Below are 16,878 nucleotides of genomic sequence, written 5' to 3'. Positions count from 1 at the left end.
ACAGGTCAAACACAATTCCCTGTAGGAGCGAAGCTTGCTCGCGAAAGCGGTGTGTCATTCACCACTGATGCTGACTGACATGGCCTCTTCGCGGGCAAGCCTCGCTCCTACAAGGGATCTGCGTTGTCTATCAGAGGCGGAAGCCCTGATAGTTCTCGGTCCATTCGTGTTGTGCGGCGAGGGCGGTCTTCAACCGGCCGATCTGCTCGCGCACCTGCTGCGGCGCCGTACCACCCCAACCGCTACGGGCGGCGATGGCGGCTTCCAGCGTCAGGCTGTCGCGTACTTCCGGGGTCAGGCGCGAATCGATCTCGGCCAACAGCGCTGGCGAGGCTTCCCACAACTCGATGTCGTGTTTCTCACAGGCCTGAACCAGCGCGCCGGTGATTTCATGGGCTTCCTTGAACGGCACGCCACGCACCGCCAGCCAGTCGGCCACTTCGGTGGCGAGGGTGAACCCGAGCGGTGCCTGACGGCGCAGCTCTTCAACGTTGACCTTCATGGTCGCGACCATCCCGGCCATGGCAGGCAGCACCAGCAGCAAGGTGTCGACGCTGTCGAGCACGCCGTTCTTGTCTTCGCTCAAGTCGCGGTTATACGACAGCGGCAGGGATTTCAGGGTGGAGAGCAGGCCGGTGAGGTTGCCGATCAGGCGACCCGCCTTGCCCCGGGCCAGCTCGGCAATGTCCGGGTTTTTCTTCTGCGGCATGATCGAGCTGCCGGTGGCGTAGGCATCGTCCAGTGCGACCCAGCGAAATTGCCGCGACGACCACAGGCAGAATTCTTCCGCCAGGCGGGAAATGTTGATTCCGAGCATGCTGGCGATAAACAGGAACTCGGCAACGTGATCGCGGCTGGCCACGGCGTCGATGGAGTTTTCGCACACGCCGCTGTAACCCATTTCCTTGGCCGACTGTTGCGGCAGGCGTGCGATGGCGGAACCGGCCATGGCGGCGGCGCCGAGTGGCGACAGCGAGGTGCGGATGTCCCAGTCCACCAGCCGTTGCACGTCACGCAGCATCGATTGGGCATGAGCGAGCAAGTGGTGAGCAAAGACGATCGGTTGCGCCTGTTGCAGGTGAGTGAAACCGGGGCAGATGCTTTCGATGTGTTGTTCGGCCTGGTCGACCAGCGCTTGTTGCAAGGCCAGCACTTCGACGGCCAGGGTGCGCACGTGGTCCCGCAGGAACAGACGAAGGTCGTTGGCGGTCTGGTCGTTGCGCGAACGGCCGGCGCGCAGCTTGCCGCCCAATGGGCCGAGGCGCTCGGTCAGCAGGCGTTCGATGAAGGTGTGGACGTCTTCGTCATCCAGCGTTGGCGCGATGTTGCCGGCTTTAAAGTCAGCGCCGATACCTTCCAGCGCGGCCAGCATGGTGTGGGTTTCCTGCTCGCTCAACAGCCCGGCGCGCTGCAGTTCACGGGCATGGGCCTTGGAACCGGCGAGGTCATACGGGGTCAGGCGAAAGTAGCGCTCAGGGCAACGGGACAGGGCCGCCAGGGCTTCGGATGGGCCGCTTTTGAAGCGGGCACCCCAGAGACGGTCGGTGGTTTGAGACATTGTTGTTTTCCTCGTCGGTAAAGCGAACTGAAATTGATGCGCAGAGCCGGGAAGACCCGCCGGAAATAATTCGGGCGTGGTTCGGCCTAAGCAGTTTTCAAGAGGGCAGTTGCAGCGTTGCGAGAGCTGATCGAAGTGTCAGCTTTTAGTAGTTCGAAATCAGTGAGTTGGCACTGAAGTACGGGGATTATTAGCGGTTGCCAAGCCTGGTTTTCTGTGTTCATTATTATTGGCCAGCTATGTTTTTGTTGTTGGACACAGGTTGTTGAATAGAGCGCCAGAGGTAAATAAGCATTATGGAAACCCCACTTTCCAATTCCGGAAACCCGGCGCCAAAAACGGCGCATCGGGCGCCACTGGCCCTCAGCGGGCTGGATTTCAAACTGCTCAAAGTGTTCAAGGCCGTGGTCGAGGCCGGTGGTTTCAGTGCGGCGCAGAACGAGCTGAATGTGGGGCTGGCGGCCATCAGCAAACAGATCTCCGACCTTGAAATTCGTATCGGCATGCGCTTGTGCACCCGAGGTCGCGAGGGCTTTCATCTGACCGAAGAAGGCCGGCTGGTGTATCAGGCGTCGATTGATTTATTTGCCTCGGTTGACAACTTTCGCGACCGGCTTAGTTCGGCGCAGAATGAACTTATTGGCGACTTGGGCGTGGGCGTTATTGATAACACTATTTCCGATCTTAATTCACCGTTAGTTGCGGCGCTTAGACGGATAAATGAAGAATCGCCGAAAGTAAGGTTTCAACTTCAGGCGTCACAACTGGATGAAATTGAAAGAGGGGTCGTAGAGGGTCGACTGGTGGCCGGTATCGTGCCGGTTTATCAGAAACGCGAAGAGTTCGACTATTACACGCTGTATGAAGAACGCTCGGAGGTTTACTGCGCGATCGGCCACCCGTTGTTCTCGGTGCCGGACGCAGAAATCGGCAGCAACGTACTCAAGGATTACGAGTGCATCAACCACCGCTACGCGATCCATCGCGACAAACTGAATTTTGCCCGGTACGACAGTTTTTCCGCCTCGGCGACCCAGGTGGAAGCCGTGGCGCTGCTGATCAAGACCGGGCGTTTCGTGGGTTTTCTACCGCAGCATTACGCCGCGTCGATGGTCGCCCAAGGGCAATTTCGCGCGGTGCGGCCGGACCTCATTCACATCAGCACACCGTTCAATCTGATCCTGCGTCACAACACCGTGCGCAGTCCGTTGGTGAAGGCGTTTGCCCAGGCGTTGGGCGTTGATTTGAAGGTGCCTGTTTGTTAATCAAACTTTACTGACACCATCAAACTGTAGGAGCTGGCTTGCCAGCGATAGCAATCAAAAGATCACCACAAAGTCCAAGGTCCTCATCGCCGGCAAGCCGGCTCCTACAGTGTTTTGAGTAGGCCTCTGTCAATCACGCAACAACTGAAGCCACTGGCCATTGTTGATGTGGAATCGGTAACTTGCGCGAGTCGCCTCGCCCCATCGGAAAGTACATAAACCCGCTGCGCGCCAACCGGTCTGCGTCATACAGATTGCGTCCATCGAATATCACCGGTGCTTTCAAACGTTGCTGGATCAGATTGAAATCCGGCGCCTTGAACTGCTGCCATTCGGTGCAGATGATCAACGCATCGGCGCCGGCCAGCACTGATTCCGGGGTGCCCATGAGCATCAGCTTCGCTTCGTCGGGATACAAATGCTGGGTTTCCTGCATCGCCTCCGGGTCGAACGCCCGCACGCTGGCACCGGCGGCCCACAGCGATTCCAGGAGTACCCGACTCGGCGCGTCGCGCATGTCGTCGGTGTTGGGCTTGAACGCCAGGCCCCACACAGCAAACGTCTTGCCGCGCAAATCGCCTTTGTAGAACGCGTTGATGCGCTCGAACAGCTTGTGTTTCTGCCGCTGGTTGATGGCTTCCACCGCTTGCAGCAGGTCGCTGGAGCAATGCGCTTCCTCGGCGCTGTGGATCAGGGCGCGCATGTCCTTGGGGAAACACGAGCCGCCATAACCGCAGCCGGGGTAGATGAAGTGGTAGCCGATGCGCGAATCGGCGCCGATGCCCAGCCTCACAGATTCGATGTCGGCGCCGAGGTGTTCGGCTAGTTCGGCGATCTGGTTGATGAAGCTGATCTTGGTCGCCAGCATGCAGTTGGCGGCGTACTTGGTCAGCTCGGCGCTGCGCAGGTCCATGAACATGATCCGGTCATGGTTGCGGTTGAACGGTGCGTAGAGGTCGCGCATGACATCGCGCACGTCATCGTTTTCGCAACCGATGATGATACGGTCCGGGCGCCGACAATCGGCGACGGCCGAACCTTCTTTCAAGAACTCCGGATTGGAGACGATATCGAACTGCAGTAACCGGCCGACCTTGATCAGGCACTTGTCGATGTGCGTGCGCAAGGTATCGCCGGTGCCCACGGGGACGGTGGATTTCTCCACCAGAATCACCGGCTGCTCGCGGTGGCGGGCCACCGCTTCGCCCACCGACAGCACGTAGCGCAAATCCGCCGAACCATCGTCCCGGGACGGCGTGCCCACCGCAATGAACAACACCTGACCGTGTTGCACCGCGAATTTTTCATCAGTGGTGAACTGCAACCGCTTGGCCTCCAGGCTTTCGCGCACGAGGCTGGCCAGCCCCGGCTCGAAAATGCTCACGTGGCCTTGCTGCAGCAACTCGACTTTTTTCTCGTCGATGTCCATGCAAACCACGTCGTGGCCGACTTCAGCCAGGACAGCGGCCTGCACCAGGCCGACGTAACCGCTACCAAATACACTGATTTTCATAGGTCACTCCTGAGTGTGGACGCGTGAGCAGGTCGAGCGTTGATGGTGATGACGCCCAGAATGACCAGGGCCACCCCGAGGCTTTTGGAAAGGCTGAAGTCTTCGTTGAACACCGGCAGGACGGCGGCCAGCAGGTACACCAGCGCGTAGCTGATGCTCAGCAGCGAGTAAGCCCGGCCCAGTGGCGCATCGCGCAGGGCCACGAGCCAGCTGAGCATCGACAGGGCGTAAGCGAGGATCGCGGCCAGCACCACGGCGACGGCGCTCGGGTCGAGGCTGGCGGTCAGCAAGTGCTCCGGTGACGGCAGGCGCGTCATGCTCCAGCGCATGCCCAACTGCGCGGCACTGCCGAGCAGCACGCTGCCCAGGGCGAAGGCGATGCCCCGGCGCAGGCTCATGCGTTCAACCCCAGCAAAATCACGCCGCCGATCACCAGCGCTACGCCCAACCCGTGGCGGCGGTCGATGGTTTCGTGGAAGACAAAGCGAGCGATCAGGGTGATCAGCACAAAATTGAGGCTCAACATCGGATAGGCGACGCCGACTTCAAGTCGCTGCAACACCAGCAGCCACACCAGCAAACCCGCGCCCAACGCGGCGAGGGCCAGCCACAGCCATGGCGAGCGCAATTTCTCGCCCCAGCCCGACGTCTTGCCGCGCCAGTTCTCCACGGCGTATTTCTGGGCGATCTGGCCCAGGCAGGTCAGCAGGCAGGCCGCCAATACCAGCAACAGGCTCATGACGCACCCTGAGGGAATATCAAAATCACAAGATTGCCTTGTTCATAGCGTTTGCCATCCTTGGGCAAGCGGTCGATTTCATGCAGCTCGTCTTGACCCTTGACCCGCATCAGCACGCCTACCGAGCCACGCTGACGGGCGTCGTGCATCCACTGTTGCACGCGATCAGGGTCGACGCGTTGCGACACGCCGTCAGGATAAGCGAGGCCATATTTCAGTTCGCCTATCGTGTTGTACAACGCCACGTCCGGGCGTTTCAGGCGCCAGGCCAGGGCCGAAGCGGCGCCCAGATCGTTACTCAACAAACTGGCGGTCTCGCCGAGTTCCCGGGCATGCTCAAGGACAAACTGGTCGGGCATTTTGTTCGCCACCACCGATTCGGGTATGGCCGCCGGCAAGACCCCGACCAGCAGCAGGCTGCCGAAGGCCGGCGCCGCCCAGCATTGCAAGGGCCGGAACGCTTGTAGCAGGTTGGCCATGATCCAGCCGATCAGGCCGATGAACACCAGCACCAGGTTGTGCAACTCGTGGTCGTACAGCGGTTTTTTCAGTTGCAGGTACACCAGCGTGAAGAGGGTGGTCAGGCCCAGCATGAGATTGAGCAAACCATTGAGGCCCAGTACCCGGCCTTGCTCCAGCCGCAAGCGATCCGCCAGCGCATGCCCCAGCAGCAAGGCCAGTGGCAGCAGGCACGGCATGATATAGGTGGGCAACTTGCCGTTGCTCAGGCTGAAAAACAGCAGCGGCATCAGCAACCACAACAGCAGGAACGCGATGTTTGCCTGCCTGCGGGTTTGCCATGCCTGACGAAGTGCAGACGGCAGCAGCACCACCCACGGCAGACTGAACGCCACCAGCAACGGCAGATAAAACCACCACGGCGCGTCATGCTGCGCGTCCTCACTGGCGAACCGACGGATGTGCTCGTGCCAGAAGAAAAACCGCCAGTAATCGGGCTCCTGCGCGTGCACCGCCAAGGCCCAGGGCAGGCTCACGGCGATGGCCACGGCAATTGCCAGCGGGCCGTAGATCAACAGTTCACGCCAGCGTTTTTGCCAGAGCATCCAGGGCAGGGCGATCAGCACCGGCAGCAGCCAGGCGAGAAAGCCCTTGGTCAGGAAGCCCATGCCACAGGCCAGGCCCAGTGTTGCCCAGGCAATCAGGCGTCGGGCGCGGGTGGCGCTGTCCAACGCAAACCACAAGGCGACCAGGCTCAGGTTGACCCAGAAAGTGAACTGCGGATCGAGATTGGCGTAGCCGGCTTGCCCGGCGACCACGGTGAAACTCATGTACAGCAACGCGCAGGCAAAGCTTTTGAGTGGCTCGTTCCACAGCCGGCGAGCGATCAAGTAACACAGCATCACACTGAGCCCGGTACTGATGGCCGAAGCAATCCGCACCCCGAACAGATTGTCGCCAAACAGTGCCTGGCCAAGGGCGATCATCCAGTACCCGGCCACCGGTTTTTCGAAATAGCGCAGGCTCATGAAATGCGGCGAGATCCAATTGCCGCTCAAGAGCATGTCCTGGCTGATCTGCGCGTAACGGGTTTCATCGGGAATCCACAGACCGTGGGTGCCCATTGGCAGCAGGTAGCCCAGCAGGAAAAGTCCCAGCAGCAGCGGAAGTACCCAGCGTTTACTCATGCACCTTGCACTCCCAGCCAGCCTTCACGACCGTCGAGCGTGCCGCGCAGTACGCGACCGGTCGGCAAGGTGCCTGGCGCCTCGGGCAGCAGGTCGCCCAAGGGTTGAAAACGGATACCTCGCTGGCGCGCAGCGGCCAGCAGTTGACGAAAATCGTTGGCCATCAGAATCCCTTCTACTTCGGCGTGGATCGTATAGACGTTGAGTTTTTCCGAGGAGAATCGATCGAGAATGAACCCGTTGAAGTCCTTGGCCGCGAGCGTTGGGCCAACCACTTCATCGAAGGTCGGCAGGTCGACCGGAATCTGCGGCGCGCCCAGATCACCCTCGGCCAATATCGGGCGGAACAGACTGTGGCCACGGCAATCGCTGTTGTAGCGAAAGCCGAAAGCCTGCTTGGCCTCGATCACGCGCTCGTCCGCGCGCCAACCGGCGGCTGCCGAACACTCGATTTTTTTCCCGAGGATGTCGCCGAGCGTGTCCACGCCCTGGCGAATCTGCTCGATCAGCTGTGCGTCGCTCCAGCGCCCGGCATTGGCCTGCCAGCCGTGGTGATCCCAGGCATGCAGGCCGACTTCATGCCCGGCCGCAAGGGTCTGACGCATCAAATGTCCGAGGTCGCGGCCGATCGGTTTGCCCGGCCACGCGGTGCCGGCCAGCAGGATGTCCCAGCCGTACAGCCCGGCGGCGTTGGAACGCAGCATCTTCCACAGGAACTGCGGACGGATCAGGCGCCACAAGTGGCGCCCCATGTTGTCCGGCCCGACGCTGAAGAAAAAAGTCGCTTTGACCTGGGCTTCATCGAGCATCTCCAGCAGCCGGGGCACTCCTTCCCGAGTACCCCGGTAGGTGTCGACATCAATTCGGAGGCCTGCCTGCATCAGCGCTTGTCCGCGATTTCGAGCATCGCTTCACGCAAGAAGAAATCCAGGGTGTTGCCGATGGTTTTGCTCATCTGCACGTTCGGCGCCCAGTCCAAAAGGCGCTTGGCGTTGTCGATGCTCGGTTTGCGGTGGGACACGTCCTGGTAACCGGTGCCGTAGAACGCCTTGCTTTCAACGTCGCGGAAGCCGGCGAACGGCGGGAAGTTGTCGCGCAGCGGGTGCGCTTCGAACTGGCGCAGCAGCTCCTCGCCCAACTGACGGATGCTGGCTTCGTTGTCCGGGTTACCGATGTTGATGATCTGGCCGTTGCAGGCATCGTTGTCGTTATCGATGATCCGCGCCAACGCTTCGACACCGTCGGCGATGTCGGTGAAGCAGCGTTTTTGCTCACCACCATCGAACAGGCGAATCGGCGTGCCTTCCACCAGATTGAGGATCAGTTGCGTGATGGCCCGTGAGCTGCCGATGCGTGCCGAGTCCAGTCGGTCGAGGCGCGGGCCCATCCAGTTGAAGGGGCGAAACAGGGTGAAGTTCAGGCCTTTCTGGCCGTACGCCCAGATCACGCGGTCGAGCAATTGCTTGGAGGTCGAGTAGATCCAGCGCTGCTTGTTGATCGGCCCGACCACGAGGTTGGAGGTGTCTTCGTCGAATTTGGCGTCCTGGCACATGCCGTAGACTTCCGAGGTCGAGGGGAAGATCACGCGCTTGTTGTATTTGACGCAGTAGCGCACCAGTTTCAGGTTTTCTTCAAAGTCCAGTTCGAACACGCGCAGCGGGTTGCGGGTGTACTCGATCGGCGTGGCGATCGCCACCAGCGGCAGGACCACGTCGCACTTCTTGATGTGGTACTCGATCCACTCGGAGTGAATGCTGATGTCGCCTTCGACGAAGTGGAAATGCGGATGGCTGCGCAGGCGTTCGATGGCGTCCGAGCCGATATCCAGGCCGTAGACCTCGTAGCGGTCGTCACGCAGCAGACGCTCGGACAAGTGATTACCGATGAAGCCGTTGACGCCGAGGATCAGCACGCGGGTGCGACGTGGCGCGCGCCCTGATTCGGCACCGCGCAGCACCGAACCGTCGACCAGCCCCAGTTCGTTGGCCAGTTGCGGGCCGCTCAGGTACAAACCGTTGTCGTTGCGTTGACCGGCAGTGATCACCAGCGAGTCTTCGCCGCAGGCAATGCGCAGCGGATCGACGCTGATGACCCGGCCCGGTGCCTGGCCTTCGTTGCCCAGGGCGACCTCGGCGTTCCACACAATCAGTTTGTGCTCACCCACCGCGCAGAACGCGCCGGGATAAGGCTGGGTCACGGCGCGTACCAGATTGAACAGTTCTTCGGCCGGTTTTTGCCACATCAACTTGCCGTCGGCAGGCGTGCGGCGACCAAACACCGTGGCTTTCGATTCGTCCTGCGGGGTCTCGCTGACTTTCCCGGCGAGCAACGCTGGCAGCGTGTCGCGCAGCAGGTCGGTAGCGGCCACGCGCAACTTGCCGTGCAGGCTCAGCGCGGTGTCGCTTCGCTCAATAGCTACTTTTTTCTGGGCGAGGATCGCGCCGGCATCGGCCCGTTTGACCATGCGGTGCAGGGTCACGCCGGTTTCGCTTTCGCCATTGACCAGCACCCAGTTGGCCGGCGCACGACCGCGATAGCGCGGCAGCAACGAACCGTGCAGGTTGAACGCGCCCTTAGTGGCCGTGGCCAGCAACAGTTCGCTGAGCAGGTGGCGGTAATAAAACGAGAACAGGTAATCGGGGTTGAGCTTGGCGATGCGTTCGATCCACAGCGGATGATTGACGTCTTCCGGCGCGTGCACCGGGATCCCCTGACGGGCGCACAGTTGCGCAACCGAGCCGTAGAAGGCGTTTTCCTGCGGATCATCGGCATGGGTGAACACGGCGGCAATCTCGTAACCGCTGGCGAGCAGGGTTTCGAGGCCGGCACAGCCAATATCGTGATAGGCGAAGACAACAGCTTTTGCGCTCATGAGAGAACCTGATCTGAAGAGGTGGAAGTGAGGCCGTCGACGGTGACCACAGGCGCCGGGGTGGCCGGCTGGCCGCGCAGGACTTTTTCGATGAAGAACCGCGGACGGGCGCGAACGTCGCTGTACATGCGCCCGAGGTACTCGCCCAAAAGGCCCATGCCGATGAACTGGCCGCCGGTGAACACGAACAGCACGGCGAACAGCACGAACGTACCGTCACCGGCCCAACTGGCGCCGAACACCAGTCGCAGGACGATCAGCGCCATGGCGAATGCCACGCCCAGTCCGGCCATGGCGAAGCCGACGATGCTCAGCAACCGCAGCGGCGTGGTGGTCATGCACGTGATCAGGTCGAACATCAGATTGACCAGGCGCATGGGGCTGTACTTCGATTCGCCGTGTTCGCGCTCGGCGTGGGTCACCAGGATTTCCGTGGTGTGCCGGGCAAAGCTGTTGGCCAGGATCGGAATGAACGTGCTGCGTTCACGGCAGGCGAGCATGGCGTCGACAATGGTCCGGCGGTAAGCCCGGAGCATGCAGCCGTAGTCGCTCATGGCGACGCCGGTGGAGCGCTGCACGGCGAGGTTGATCAGCTTCGACGGCCAACGGCGCAGGGCCGAGTCCTGGCGGTTGTTGCGCACCGTGGCGACCACGTCATAGCCGAGTTCGGCCTGAGCCACCAACCGTGGAATTTCTTCGGGCGGGTTTTGCAGATCGGCATCGAGGGTGATGACGACATCGCCCTTGCACTGCTCGAAACCGGCCATGATTGCCGCGTGCTGCCCGTAATTGCGGTTGAGAATGACCGCCACCACCGGGCTGCACTCGCGACTGGCGGCTTCTTCAAGTATCTGCGCCGAGTGGTCGCGGCTGCCGTCGTCGACCAATACGATTTCATAGTCATGGTGCAATTGCTGGCACGCCGCCTCGGTGCGCCTGAGCAGTTCGGGCAGGCTGTCCTGTTCGTTGTAGACCGGGATGACAATTGACACACAACGGATCGGATAAGGTTTCACAGGCGTCTGTCCACAGTGTTTTCGATGGCGCTGACCACACGGTCGACGTCGTCGTGGGTCATGTCGGGGAACAACGGGATCGAACACAGGCGCGCCGAGTTCCATTCGGTGTTGGGCAGGTAGATGTTGGGGAATCGCCGGCGGTAGTAGGTGTGCAGGTGAGTGGCGATGAAGTGAATGCCGGTGCCGATGTTTTGTTCCTGCAGGGCTTTCATGAACGCCTCACGGTCCAGCCCGCAGCGTTCGGCATCGATGCGCAGGATGAACAGGTGCCAGGCGTGCTGCTGCGGGTAGGCCGGAATCGCCAGCGGTTGCACCGGTGAGCCTTCCAGCCGTTGCAGGTAAGTCTTGGCCAGTTCGGTGCGCTTGGCGTTGATCTGGTCCAGGCGCTCCAGTTGCACCAAAGCAATGGCGGCATTGATGTCGGCCAGGTTGTATTTGAACCCCGGCTCGATCACTTGGGCCTGGGGTTTGCGGCCGTGGGTCAGGCGGTCGTAGGCATCGACGCCGAGGCCGTGAAACTTGAGCATGCGCACTCGACTGGCCAGCGCTTCATCATCCGTGACGAACATCGCGCCCTCGGCGCAGGTCATGTTCTTGATCGCGTGGAACGAGAAGATCGCCGTGCCTTTCGCGCCGACGTGACGATTTCTGTAGAGGGTTCCGGCGGCGTGGGCGGCGTCTTCAACAACGGGGATGCCGTGTTTGTCGGCCAACGCATAGAGCGGGTCGAGATCGAAGGCGGCGCCGGCATAATGCACCGGAATGATTGCCCGGGTGCGCGGGGTGATGGCCGCTTCAATGTGCTCCATGTTGCTCATCAGCGTGTCGCGGTCAACGTCGACGAACACCGGTGTCGCGCCCAGCAGGCAGATCATGTTGGCGGTGGAGACCCAGGTCTGGGACGGGGTGATCACTTCATCGCCGGGACCAATGCCCAAGGCCAGTAATGTGACGTGCATGGCACCGGTCGCCGAGGAAAGTGCCACGGCATGACGGCAGCCCACGTAGTTGGCGAAGTGTTCTTCCAGTTGCTGGTTTTTCGGTCCGGTAGTGATCCAGCCGGAGCGCAATACTTGCTCTACGGCAGCCATTTCTTCATCGCCGATACTGGGGCGGGAGAAGGGGAGAAAAGCCTGACTCATGGGCACCTCAAGGCTGTTGGCTTAGTGGTGTGGCTCTAGATAATTATTGGATCCAATAAAAGCGTAGCCGAATAATCTAAAGCTGCATCAATGAGTTGACTCATCATGCTGACAATCCGCTTTCATTGACTTTTCCTGCCTGGACCGGCAGGTTGGGAGCCCCTTGCGGCTCACCGTATTCATAAGAGGTTAGGCGCGTTTTTGTGAAAGGAACATGAAAAACCAGTCGGCGAATCGTTTTTCTGACAGCTATTAAGCCCGTGTTCAGACTACTGCCGTTCATCGCGTTTTTAGTAGAAAGGTCCTACAGAAGTGTTCCGCTTTATATGAAGGATGTTTCAATCCTTAGTTGTTTTAATGATCTGTTTCCACTCAAGGCCGTTTTGTTTTGATTGACTTACCTGTTGCTGATTCAACTGCTGCAAAGAGCCCGATGACCGTGTATCTGGCGCGACTGGCGCCGTCCAGCCAACTGACCATGCGTTATGTGTTGCAGGATGCCGCCGACCGTCTGGGCTTCGAAGACATGAACGTCGAGGAAATTCCCTGGCACGAGCTTCAGCCCGAGGATGTGATCGCGCTGGTCGCGGCACTGCGTGAGGATGGCTACGCGCCGAATACGTCGTCGCTGTACGTCAACGCTGTGCGCGGGGTGATGAACGAAGCGTGGCGCATGAGCCTGATCAGCCAGGAACACTTGCTGAAAATGCGCTCGGTCAAGGGGATTGCCGGTACGCGGCTGTCCCAGGGGCGCAACCTGCGACGCTCGCTGATTCAGGAAATGATGGCGGTCTGTGCCGCGGACCCACGGCCACAAGGCCTGCGAGACGCGGCGATCATCGGGATTCTGTATGGCTCGGGCATGCGCAAGTCGGAATCGGTGAACCTGGACCTCGATCAGGTGGATTTCACCGAGCGCAGCCTGCGGGTGACCGCCAAAGGTAACAAGCAACTGATCAAATACGCACCGGCCTGGGCATTCGCCAAACTGGATGCCTGGCTGGAGCTGCGCCGTTCGCAGCTCAAGGAAGGCGAAGTGGACGATCCGTTCCTGTTCAATCGCATTCGCCGTGGCAGCCACATCACCCGTGAGCGCATCACCAAGCACGCGATCTATTACATCGCCCGCCAGCGCGGTGCGCAGGTCGGGGTGAAGATCATGCCCCACGATTTTCGCCGCTCGTTCATTACCCGGGTGATCGAGGAGCATGACCTGTCGATCGCGCAGAAGCTCGCCCATCACAGCAACATCCAGACAACCGCCAACTATGACGTGCGGGATGACAACGAGCGGCGACGGGCCGTGGATCGTTTCGACCTTTAAGCTTCGCTCAACACGTGGGCGTGACCGATGGTCGAGACGTGCACCGCACTGCCGGTGGGTGGCGCGTACAGGCCCGAACTGCGCACCATGAGCGTGCGACCGGGCTGCTCGGCGGATGGCGGCGACTCCAGTTCCACGGTCAAGGTGCAGGTATTGCCGCTGAAATCCCGCTCGGTCACCACCGCGCGACACCCGGCGGCCTCCACCGCGCTAGGCACGATGCCGACCACTTGCAGCTGCTCGGGCCGCAGCATGATCTGCGCGCAACGGTTGTTGCGATGGTTGTTGACCGGGATCCGCCCCAGATCACAATGCGCCCAGCCAGCCTCGATCCTGGCGGGCATGACCACCGCATCGCCGAGGAACAGCGCGGTTTGTTCGTCACCGGGGTAGCGGTAGAGGTCCAGTGGATGACCTGACTGCACCAGTTGGCCATCGCGCATGACCGCCAGTTGATCGGCAAACGACAGCGCCTCACTCTGGTCATGGGTCACCAGGATGGTGGTGACCCCGGCGTCTGCCAGCAACCGCGCGACCAGTTTGCGCATGGCCGCTCGCAAGCCGGTGTCGAGCGCGGAAAACGGCTCATCAAGCAACATCAGGCGTGGCTGTTGCGCCAGTGCCCGCGCCAGAGCCACACGTTGTTGCTGGCCGCCGGAAAGCTCGTGGGGCCAACGATTGGCCATGCTGGAATCCAGTGCGACGCTGTCCATCAGCTCAGCGATACGCTCCTGTTTTTGCGCACCCTTGATCGACAGGCCGAAACCGATGTTGGCGGCCACGGTCATGTGCGGGAACAGGGCGCCGTCCTGCGGGACATAACCTATCTGGCGTTGATGCGCCGGGACTTCGTGGGTGTCGTCCACCAGCGTCTGGCCGTTGAGTGTCAGGCGACCCCAGTCCGGAAACTCGAAACCGGCGATCATGCGCAACAAGGTGGTTTTGCCCGAACCGGAAGGCCCGACGATCACCGTGCGGCTGCCCGTCGGCACCGACAGGCTGATGTTTTCCAGGGCGCGTTGCGAGCCATAGGATTTGCAGATCGAATGCAGTTCAAGAGCGTTCATCGGCCAGCCGTTTTTTTGGATTGGTGATAGAGGAGCCCCGTCAACGGAAGTGACAGCAGGATCATCAGCAAGGCATAAGGCGCCGCAGCGACGTAGTCGATCTCGCTGGTCAACGCCCAGAACCCGGTCGCCAGCGTGCGCGTGCCGTTCGGCGCGAGCAGCAAGGTGGCGGTCAATTCATTGGTGATCGCCAGAAACACCAGCGCGGCACCCGCGGCTGCACCGGGCGCGGCGAGGCGCAGGGTTATCAGCCACAGTGCGCGGCCGGGCGAGCGACCGAGACTGCGCGCGATGTTCTCCAGCTCCACCGGCGCCTGGGCGATGCCGGCCCGCAAGCTGACCAGGGCACGGGGTAAAAACATCAGCAGATACGCCAGCAGTACGGTGATCGTGGTCTGATAAATCGGCCGGGCGAAATGTACCGTGACGGTCACCAAGGCCAGGGCGACCACTATGCCCGGCAATGAGCTGGTGATGTAGTTGCAGCTTTCGAGGACCCGTTGCAGCCGCCCCGGCGAGCGGATCGACAGCCAGGCAATCGGGATTGCCGCACAGGTGGTGAGGGCCGCACCCGCAATCCCGAGCAGCAGCGTCTGTTGCAGTGCCGGCATCAAGTCGGCCATCTGCCAGACGTCCGCACCACCGGCGATCAGCCACTTGCCCAAGGTGATCAACGGCACCCCGAGCGCGAGGGCGCAGGTCACGATTTGCAAGGTCAGCGCGAGCACGGTGGGCACCTTTTTCAGGCGCACGAGCTGCTGCTCCCGGGCGCTTCCGGAACCGACGCGGGCATAACGCGCATTACCACGCGCCGTCGATTCAACGGTGAGCATCGCCAGGCAGCACAGCGCGAGAACACTGGCCAGCATGTTCGCGGCAGGTCCGTTGAAGGTGGACTTGAACTGATCGAATATCGCCGTGGTGAAGGTGTCGAAGCGGATCATCGCGTACAGGCCATATTCGGCCAGCAGGTGCAGCCCGACCAGCAAGGCGCCGCCGCAAATGGCCAGGCGCAACTGCGGCAGCACGACGCGAAAAAACACGGCCCAGGGCTTGAGCCCCATCGATTGCGCGACATCTTCAATGGCTGGATCGAGCCGACGCAAAGTCGCCGCAATCGGCAAGTAGAGGAAGGGGAAGTAGGCGATGACCGACACCAGCACCCCGGCAAACAGCCCGTGAATCGGCGGCACCAGGCTGACCCAGGCATAGCTGTGGACGAATGCCGGAACCGCCAGCGGCGCGGTCGCCAGTAACGACCACCAGCGTCGCCCCGGCAGATCGCTGCGCTCGGTCAGCCAGGCCAGTGTCACGCCCAGCGCGATGCACAAGGGGATCGTGATCAACACCAGCAACACCGTATTGATCAACAGCTCGCCAACCCGTGGCCGGAACACCAGTGCCAGCAAGGTCGACCAGCCAGTTTGTACGGACACGCCGATGACAAAGGCGATGGGCAGCAGCGCGAGCAGAGAAACCAGCACCGACAAACCGATCACCCACGCACCGCCGCGACCCACGAACAATCCGCGGGAGCGGCGGCGTAAAGTTGCGGGAATCGCCTCAGCGACGCCCGCGGGTAATGTTTCAGGTATCAATTAGAGCAGTCCGGCCTGAGTCATCAGCTCCACGGCTTTTTTACTGTCGAGTTTCGAGGCGTCGACTTTCGGCGCGTCGAGCTGCTGCAGCGGCACCAGTTTGGGGTTGGATTCAGCGTTCTTGCCTACAGCGTATTCATAGGAGTTGCCAGTCTTGAGGATCGCCTGGCCGTCTTTGCCGGTGACCCACTTCAGGAACGCCTGGGCTTGATCCTTGTGTTGGCTGGACGCCAGGACACCGCCACCGGAAATACTCACAAACGCGCCCGGGTCTTTGTGCTTGAAGTAGTGCAGGGCGGTGTTCTTGCTGTTCTCGCCGGTCTTGGCCTGATCACCGAAGCGGTAATAGTGATAAATCACGCCGCTGTCAATTTGCCCGGCGTTGACCGCTTTGAGCACCGAGCTGTTGCCCCGGTACGCGGTAAAGTTGTTTTTCATGCCCTTCAACCACTCAAGTGTTGCGGCTTCGCCCTTGAGTTCCAGCACGGCGGCGACAATCGCCTGGAAGTCGGCACCAGCCGGGGAGGCCGCCCAACGGCCTTTCCACTTGGCGTCGGCGAGATCCATCAGCGACTTCGGCAATTCGGCTTCGGGCAGTTTGCCCGGGTTATAGACAAACACCGTGGAGCGCGCGGCGATCCCGACCCATTTGCCATGGGCCGGACGGTAGGCTGCATCGACCTGTTCCAGGGTGGTCGGCGCCACTGGCGCAAACAGCCCGGCGTTGTCCACCAGCACCATGGCCGGGGAGTTTTCGGTCAGGAACACGTCAGCCGGGGAGGCCGCGCCTTCCTGCACGATCTGATTGCCCATTTCCGTGTCGTCGCCATTGCGTATCGTGACCTTGATCCCGGTTTCCTTGGTAAAACCTTCGACCCAGGCTTTGGTCAGGCTTTCGTGCTGGGCGTTGTAGACCACGATACCGTCGGCATCGGCGGCGTAGACGTGGCCGGCGCTCAGCAGGGCAGTGGCCAGCAGGGCTTTTTTCAGGAAAGAGGGGATATGGCGATTCATGCTTCGGGCAGCTCCTGTTTTTTTGGGCGTCATACGCAGGAATTCGCGGTTCAACCAATGCGAATCATTTGCATGTTTCGGATCGCTGGAATGTAGTGGGTACAATGAGAAAAAAACGTTA

At 60.9% G+C, this 16,878-nt stretch carries 14 protein-coding genes; 2 read left to right on the top strand and 12 right to left on the bottom strand.

The window, feature by feature from the left end; genetic code table 11:
- Positions 1–130 precede the first annotated feature (130 nt).
- On the bottom strand, positions 131–1,558 hold the full coding sequence (argH, locus tag IB246_RS03555; RefSeq protein ID WP_008038395.1) for an argininosuccinate lyase: 1,428 nt from the start codon (positions 1,556–1,558) through the stop codon (positions 131–133).
- A 296-nt stretch (positions 1,559–1,854) separates the two neighbouring features.
- On the opposite strand from argH, the gene IB246_RS03550 reads away from it, so the two are divergent.
- Positions 1,855–2,823: a LysR family transcriptional regulator gene (locus IB246_RS03550; RefSeq protein ID WP_008038396.1), complete on the top strand. Its 969-nt coding sequence runs from the start codon at positions 1,855–1,857 to the stop codon at positions 2,821–2,823.
- Positions 2,824–2,956: 133 nt separating this feature from the next.
- Here IB246_RS03550 and IB246_RS03545 read toward each other — a convergent pair whose 3' ends face one another.
- From IB246_RS03545 to arnB, 8 genes are read right to left on the bottom strand one after another with little or no spacing between them, the layout of a single operon-like run.
- Entirely contained in the window at positions 2,957–4,336 is a 1,380-nt protein-coding gene (locus IB246_RS03545; RefSeq protein WP_008038398.1) for a UDP-glucose dehydrogenase family protein, read from the bottom strand.
- Positions 4,333–4,734 (bottom strand): 4-amino-4-deoxy-L-arabinose-phosphoundecaprenol flippase subunit ArnF, encoded by a 402-nt coding sequence (gene arnF, locus IB246_RS03540; protein WP_008038401.1) that lies wholly within the window; start codon positions 4,732–4,734, stop codon positions 4,333–4,335. Before arnF ends, IB246_RS03545 begins: the two co-directional genes overlap by 4 nt.
- Positions 4,731–5,075: a 4-amino-4-deoxy-L-arabinose-phosphoundecaprenol flippase subunit ArnE gene (arnE, locus tag IB246_RS03535; RefSeq protein ID WP_008026468.1), complete on the bottom strand. Its 345-nt coding sequence runs from the start codon at positions 5,073–5,075 to the stop codon at positions 4,731–4,733. The genes arnF and arnE overlap by 4 nt, the downstream gene beginning before the upstream one ends.
- Positions 5,072–6,721, bottom strand: coding sequence for a lipid IV(A) 4-amino-4-deoxy-L-arabinosyltransferase (arnT, locus tag IB246_RS03530; protein ID WP_008038402.1), 1,650 nt, complete (start codon positions 6,719–6,721; stop codon positions 5,072–5,074). Before arnT ends, arnE begins: the two co-directional genes overlap by 4 nt.
- Positions 6,718–7,602, bottom strand: coding sequence for a 4-deoxy-4-formamido-L-arabinose-phosphoundecaprenol deformylase (arnD, locus tag IB246_RS03525; protein ID WP_008038404.1), 885 nt, complete (start codon positions 7,600–7,602; stop codon positions 6,718–6,720). Before arnD ends, arnT begins: the two co-directional genes overlap by 4 nt.
- Positions 7,602–9,593, bottom strand: a complete 1,992-nt coding sequence (gene arnA, locus IB246_RS03520; protein WP_008038405.1) for a bifunctional UDP-4-amino-4-deoxy-L-arabinose formyltransferase/UDP-glucuronic acid oxidase ArnA — start codon at positions 9,591–9,593, stop codon at positions 7,602–7,604. Before arnA ends, arnD begins: the two co-directional genes overlap by 1 nt.
- Positions 9,590–10,609, bottom strand: coding sequence for an undecaprenyl-phosphate 4-deoxy-4-formamido-L-arabinose transferase (gene arnC, locus IB246_RS03515; RefSeq protein ID WP_008026458.1), 1,020 nt, complete (start codon positions 10,607–10,609; stop codon positions 9,590–9,592). The genes arnA and arnC overlap by 4 nt, the downstream gene beginning before the upstream one ends.
- Positions 10,606–11,754: a UDP-4-amino-4-deoxy-L-arabinose aminotransferase gene (gene arnB / locus IB246_RS03510; protein ID WP_008038406.1), complete on the bottom strand. Its 1,149-nt coding sequence runs from the start codon at positions 11,752–11,754 to the stop codon at positions 10,606–10,608. The genes arnC and arnB overlap by 4 nt, the downstream gene beginning before the upstream one ends.
- Before the next feature lie 433 nt (positions 11,755–12,187).
- Here arnB and xerC point away from each other — a divergent pair, with 433 nt between their 5' ends.
- Positions 12,188–13,078, top strand: a complete 891-nt coding sequence (gene xerC, locus IB246_RS03505) for a tyrosine recombinase XerC (RefSeq protein ID WP_008038408.1) — start codon at positions 12,188–12,190, stop codon at positions 13,076–13,078.
- Here xerC and IB246_RS03500 read toward each other — a convergent pair.
- The 3 genes from IB246_RS03500 to IB246_RS03490 are packed head-to-tail and all read right to left on the bottom strand — an operon-like array spanning position 13,075 to position 16,757.
- Entirely contained in the window at positions 13,075–14,145 is a 1,071-nt protein-coding gene (locus IB246_RS03500) for an ABC transporter ATP-binding protein (RefSeq protein ID WP_008038418.1), read from the bottom strand. The two genes, xerC and IB246_RS03500, sit on opposite strands and share 4 nt — an antisense overlap.
- Positions 14,142–15,740 carry an ABC transporter permease gene (locus IB246_RS03495; protein ID WP_032832447.1) on the bottom strand — a complete coding sequence of 533 codons (1,599 nt, stop codon included), beginning with the start codon at positions 15,738–15,740 and terminating at the stop codon, positions 14,142–14,144. The genes IB246_RS03500 and IB246_RS03495 overlap by 4 nt, the downstream gene beginning before the upstream one ends.
- 3 nt (positions 15,741–15,743) lie before the next feature.
- Positions 15,744–16,757 (bottom strand): iron ABC transporter substrate-binding protein, encoded by a 1,014-nt coding sequence (locus IB246_RS03490; protein ID WP_008026448.1) that lies wholly within the window; start codon positions 16,755–16,757, stop codon positions 15,744–15,746.
- Positions 16,758–16,878: the final 121 nt, after the last annotated feature.

Source organism: Pseudomonas sp. PDM01, from assembly GCF_014852325.1.
Classification (GTDB): Bacteria; Pseudomonadota; Gammaproteobacteria; order Pseudomonadales; family Pseudomonadaceae; genus Aquipseudomonas; species Aquipseudomonas migulae.
The sequence above is the reverse complement of the archived record's forward strand: the minus strand, read 5'-3'. Positions and strand labels throughout refer to the sequence as shown.